The organism is Bifidobacterium sp., from assembly GCF_051876855.1.
Lineage (GTDB): Bacteria > Actinomycetota > Actinomycetes > Actinomycetales > Bifidobacteriaceae > Bifidobacterium.
In genome coordinates, this window is sequence record NZ_JBJEIH010000114.1 from 1 (window position 1) to 4506 (window position 4506).

Annotated in this window: 4 protein-coding genes and 1 pseudogene; all 5 read right to left on the reverse strand. The window is 58.7% G+C overall.

Going from position 1 to position 4506, the window contains the following annotated elements; translation table 11 throughout:
- Positions 1–272: 272 nt before the first annotated feature.
- Positions 273–716: a hypothetical protein gene (locus ACI38B_RS07400; RefSeq protein WP_439730176.1), complete on the reverse strand. Its 444-nt coding sequence runs from the start codon at positions 714–716 to the stop codon at positions 273–275.
- 100 nt (positions 717–816) lie between these two features.
- Positions 817–2160: a M20/M25/M40 family metallo-hydrolase gene (locus ACI38B_RS07405; protein WP_439730177.1), complete on the reverse strand. Its 1344-nt coding sequence runs from the start codon at positions 2158–2160 to the stop codon at positions 817–819.
- Between the two features lies 1 nt (position 2161).
- Positions 2162–3064 carry an ABC transporter ATP-binding protein gene (locus ACI38B_RS07410; RefSeq protein ID WP_439730178.1) on the reverse strand — a complete coding sequence of 301 codons (903 nt, stop codon included), beginning with the start codon at positions 3062–3064 and terminating at the stop codon, positions 2162–2164.
- A complete protein-coding gene (locus tag ACI38B_RS07415; RefSeq protein WP_439730179.1) occupies positions 3061–4164 on the reverse strand; it encodes an ABC transporter permease in 1104 nt (367 codons plus the stop codon). The genes ACI38B_RS07410 and ACI38B_RS07415 overlap by 4 nt, the downstream gene beginning before the upstream one ends.
- A 107-nt stretch (positions 4165–4271) precedes the next feature.
- Positions 4272–4506, reverse strand: a pseudogene (locus ACI38B_RS07420) (ABC transporter substrate-binding protein); the annotation flags it as partial.

Consider the following 4506-nt stretch of genomic DNA (forward strand, 5'->3'; position numbering starts at 1 on the left):
ACCGGCCTCTCAAACAGTCGTTGTGCGAGGATTGGCTCATACAACGACGGACTCGACCATTTAACCCGTCCAACAGGCAGATCGGCCAAATCCGCCATCGGCGATGCTACACTTCTCTCCTCCTCAGCACACACCGGTTCGTAACACGTAACCTGCGTACGGCACTCATCCGGTTCGACACATGCGAAACCCCACATCCGGCACGGTGTATCAATCCGTTGTGCTGGATGCGGGGTTCGAGATTGGACCAGGCAGTTGCAAACTTCCCGTGTTCAGTGGTGGCAGCAATCACCGTCCATATCCATCGAAGATGACGACGAGGATGACGGGGACGGAGAAGCAGAAGTATCAGCCGACGCGCCGGCGGAAGTCCCTTGGTCGTTGCCATTGCCGCTGTCTGCGTCGCTGTCCATCGTCATATCGTCCATCGAGTTGCCCGAAGTATCAGCCGCGTCATCAGAATCCGAGGAATCCGAGGAATCCGCAGAATCGGCGGTATCACCCGAGTCATGAGCATCCTTCGTAATCGACTGGCTGGTCGAACCACCCGCATTCCCGCCCACGATGACCGCGCTATCTGTAGCACCACAACCTGCCACAGCCGTCAATGTCATCACGCACACCACCGACGCGAGCGCTCGCGTCGCCCATCCGAGCCCAGCGGCACGCTCCTTGCCAGGTATCGCCCGCTGCTGTGCTCCCGACGCTGTTCCCATATTCTCCTCCATTCCCTGTTCAATCCCATTCAATCTCACGACAACACGCACACACGTGCAAGCCATCGGCACCACGCATGCGCGCACTTGGACAAGCCAGCTAGAACGTGGCGATGAACCGCTGCAGCACGTCCTGCCCGAACTTGAGGGCATCAACCGGCACATGCTCATCAATACCATGGAAATTACCGATGACATCGAACCCCTGCGGCACCCGCAACGGGATGAACCCACACACTTCGATACCCGGATTGATTTTCAACACCGCCTTGCTGTCCGTACCGCCCGAAGACAGGAACGGCACGATCACGGCGTCTGGATCGACTTGGCTCAGCGTACGTTCAATCGCCGTGAACAGCTCGCCATGCACATCCGTGACGTATCCGCGGCTTCGATGAATCTTTTCCACGCTCACCTCCGGACCTGCGAGTTCGCGTAAGCGTTCAAGCAGCGTGTCCTCCTGCCCTGGCAGCGCCCTGCCGTCAATCAGTGCGCTCGCCTTCGCCGGGACGATATTGACTGTGCTGTCTGCATCAATCGATGTGACGTTGAACGTGTTGCGCACCGAGGACGCAACCCACGGCTTGGCTGGACCGGTCCGGTCGATGAGTGTTGCCGTGTCGTATTCTCCCTGTTGTCCTTCCTCTTGACGGACGATATCTTGCAGACGATTCACCAGCAATTGTCCGACCTGTCCGGCATCCGCGGACCACGAGTAGTCGGCAATCCGGGCGGCGGCTTTCGCGATCTTCACCACCGCATTGTCCCTGTTAATCTGCGAACCGTGCGATTGGGTTCCTTGCGCGTTGAGCCGGAACCATTGCGTGCCTTTCTCGCCTGCCTGCACGTAGTAGACGCGGCGCCCGTCCACGTATCCGCCAAATCCACCGGTCTCGCTGATGATGGCACCGACGTGGTCAAACCATTCGGGATGATGCTGCGCAATCCATTCGGACCCCTTGAATCCTCCGGCCTCCTCATCGGCGAACAGGATGAAACGCACCGACCGGCGCGGCTTTCCTCCGGAACGCAGAATCGCGCGCAACGCAGCCAACGACATGCCGACCATATCCTTCATATCGATGGCGCCGCGCCCCCAGACGCATTCGACTCCATCGGCATCCGGATGGATGTCTCCCCCGAGCGGATCGACGCTCCAGTCCTCGAGACGTGCGGGCACCGTATCCAGATGCCCATGGACCAACAAAACAGGCAGATCGGGGTTTTCTCCCGGAATATCCGCAATGAGATTCGTGCGTCCAGGGGCACTGTCCACCAACGTGGAACGGATGCCCACTTCGGCGAGCCGGTCTGCTACCCATTGGGCGGCTTCGGTTTCGCGCGTCCGGCCGTCACCGGCGTTCTGTGTGTCGAACTGAATCAGCCGCGAAGTGAATGCCACTGCCTCCTGTTGCGCTTGGTTGTCTGTCGTGATCTCGGCCATATCAATCCTCCTTGTTCGCCGGCGTCTCGTCTGGCAGCGGTTCTTGGGCATCCCCAACAACGTCATCCCCCGCATGCGCCTCATGCGCATCGAAATGCAGTTTCGTCAGCAATTGCTTGCGGTAGGCGGCGAATTCGTCGGACACACGATCTCGCGCATCAAGATTGATTGGCACGATTTCCTTGATCCGCCCAGGACGGGGTGTCATGATTACCACGCGGCTGCCAAGATAAATCGCCTCGTCCACGTCGTGCGTCACCAAGATCATCGTCATGTGGTACTGCTCCCAGATATCGAGCAGCCGATCCTGCAAATCCGCACGGGTGAACGAATCCAATGCACCCATCGGCTCGTCGAGCAGCAACACGTCGGGATGGTCGATCAGCGCACGAGCAATCGCCACACGTTGGGCCATGCCTCCGGAAATCTGATGCGGATACGCCTGCTCGAAGCCATGCAAACCGACCATCTCGATATACCGGGCAACATCGGCCTTATGCTCCTTGTAAATGCCCTGGGCTTTCAGGCCGAACGCGATATTCTCTTCCACAGTCAGCCACGGGAACAGGCTTCCCTGCTGGAACACATAGCCCCGCTTGGGATTCGGTCCCTCAATCGGCTCGCCGGCAAGGCTCAAGGTTCCGCTCTGCGGATGGTCAAGCCCTGCGATAAGGCGAAGCAGCGTGGTCTTGCCACACCCGGACGGGCCGATAATCGACACAAGCTCGCCCGGATAGATGGACAGGCTGACATCCGACAGTGCATGGACGACACTTCCGTCGGGAGCCGTGAATTCACGGGACACATGCTCAATGGACAGTTCAGGATTCACGCCTGTGGGTGTATCCGCCTGCGTCTGCCCGCCACTTGCGACGGTGAGATGGTCGAGTTCAATGTCGCTCATCGTACGAGTCCTTTCTGCCAACGCAGCACACGGCCGCGAACCACTTCGATGATCTTCATGATCAGCGAGAACAGGATTGCCATCACCACAATCGCCGCGAGAATCTTGTAATAGGAGGACCATGCTTTTGCCTGGTCGATGTAGTAGCCCAAGCCACCGGGCTGCCCCATCATCTCGGAAATCACCAAGGTCAAGAACGACAAGCTGTTCGCCATACCGATACCGGTGAAAATACTCGGTGTCGCATTCGGAATAGCCACATGGAACAGGATGTACGGAGTGGATGCGCCGAGCGTACGGGCGGCTTCAACCAGCATTTTCGGCGTTCCCTTGATGCCTTGTGCGGTCAGGAACGCAACAGGGAACCACGAGGCGATGACCAGCAGGAACACGGCGGCGGCGAAAGGCGTCGGCATCAGCGTCAATGCGAACGGCATCCATGCGACCGACGGGATAACACCGGTGATTTTCAACACCGGGAACACCCAATAATATGCCTTGTCGAACCAGCCAATCAGCACGCCGGTAACCACACCGAGAACCACGCCGACAATGAATCCGGCGATGAACAGACGCGTCGAATACAAGGTGTTGAGCACGATATACCCACCATCGGTGACGAATGCCTCCATCACTTTCGCGGGCCCGGGGAAGAACGGCTGCGGCAGCGTCTGCAATTTGGTGCCCGCGATATCCCACATGGCGAGCGCCACGCCCATTGCGAAGCGGAACGGCGCCCGGCTGCGGTAGTACTCGCGTTTGTCAGCCGCACGCAAATCGACGATGCCGGCAATCGCGTAGACGACAGCCAGAATGACCAGCAGCGCGCGATATGCCTCCTGCCCGGTGAGCAAGAAGATCCACAGCTGTCCTTGCGGGAAGCTCACGTGGGCGATTTGTGGGAAGAACAGACTCACCAACTCGGCGATGATGAAACCTGCGACGGTGAACACGATGGTCATCGGATACGGCAAGGTGGCGATGCGTGGATTCTCCGCGGATTGCCGCCGCGTGACGCGCGCATCCGCAGCCTCGCGTGCCGTCAGTCGGGTCGCCCGTACTGCCGGTGGCACAGTCAGGTCTGTTATCAAACTACTCATGGGTCTTCTTTCCTTGCATGATTGAGCATGCGAACCGGTTCGTCTTGGGAACTTCCGGGACGGGCGACGCGGCCGACCTCCTTACGGGGGTCGGCCTGCGCCTGGGTTTACAGGTCGATCTTCTGGTAGATGGTGTCCGCCAGCTTGGTGGTGTCGTTGGTCTTGAGGAAGCCGATGTCCTTGAGCTGATCAGTGAAATACTGCACATCGCTCTTGATAGCCGCATCCTCGTTATCCTGGACCTTGTAGTCGTAGTCCTTGAACAGCTTGGTGGCGAGCGTGACATCGGTAATCGAGGAGTATTTCTTCTCGGCGATGATCTTCGCCGCCTGCTGCGGATGC

Bases quoted from the DNA above. Each gene is read 5' to 3' on its own strand.
- ACI38B_RS07400 (WP_439730176.1), bottom strand. From the start codon at position 716: ATGGGAACAGCGTCGGGAGCACAGCAGCGGGCGATACCTGGCAAGGAG.
- ACI38B_RS07410 (WP_439730178.1), bottom strand. From the start codon at position 3,064: ATGAGCGACATTGAACTCGACCATCTCACCGTCGCAAGTGGCGGGCAG.
- ACI38B_RS07405 (WP_439730177.1), bottom strand. From the start codon at position 2,160: ATGGCCGAGATCACGACAGACAACCAAGCGCAACAGGAGGCAGTGGCA.
- ACI38B_RS07415 (WP_439730179.1), bottom strand. From the start codon at position 4,164: ATGAGTAGTTTGATAACAGACCTGACTGTGCCACCGGCAGTACGGGCG.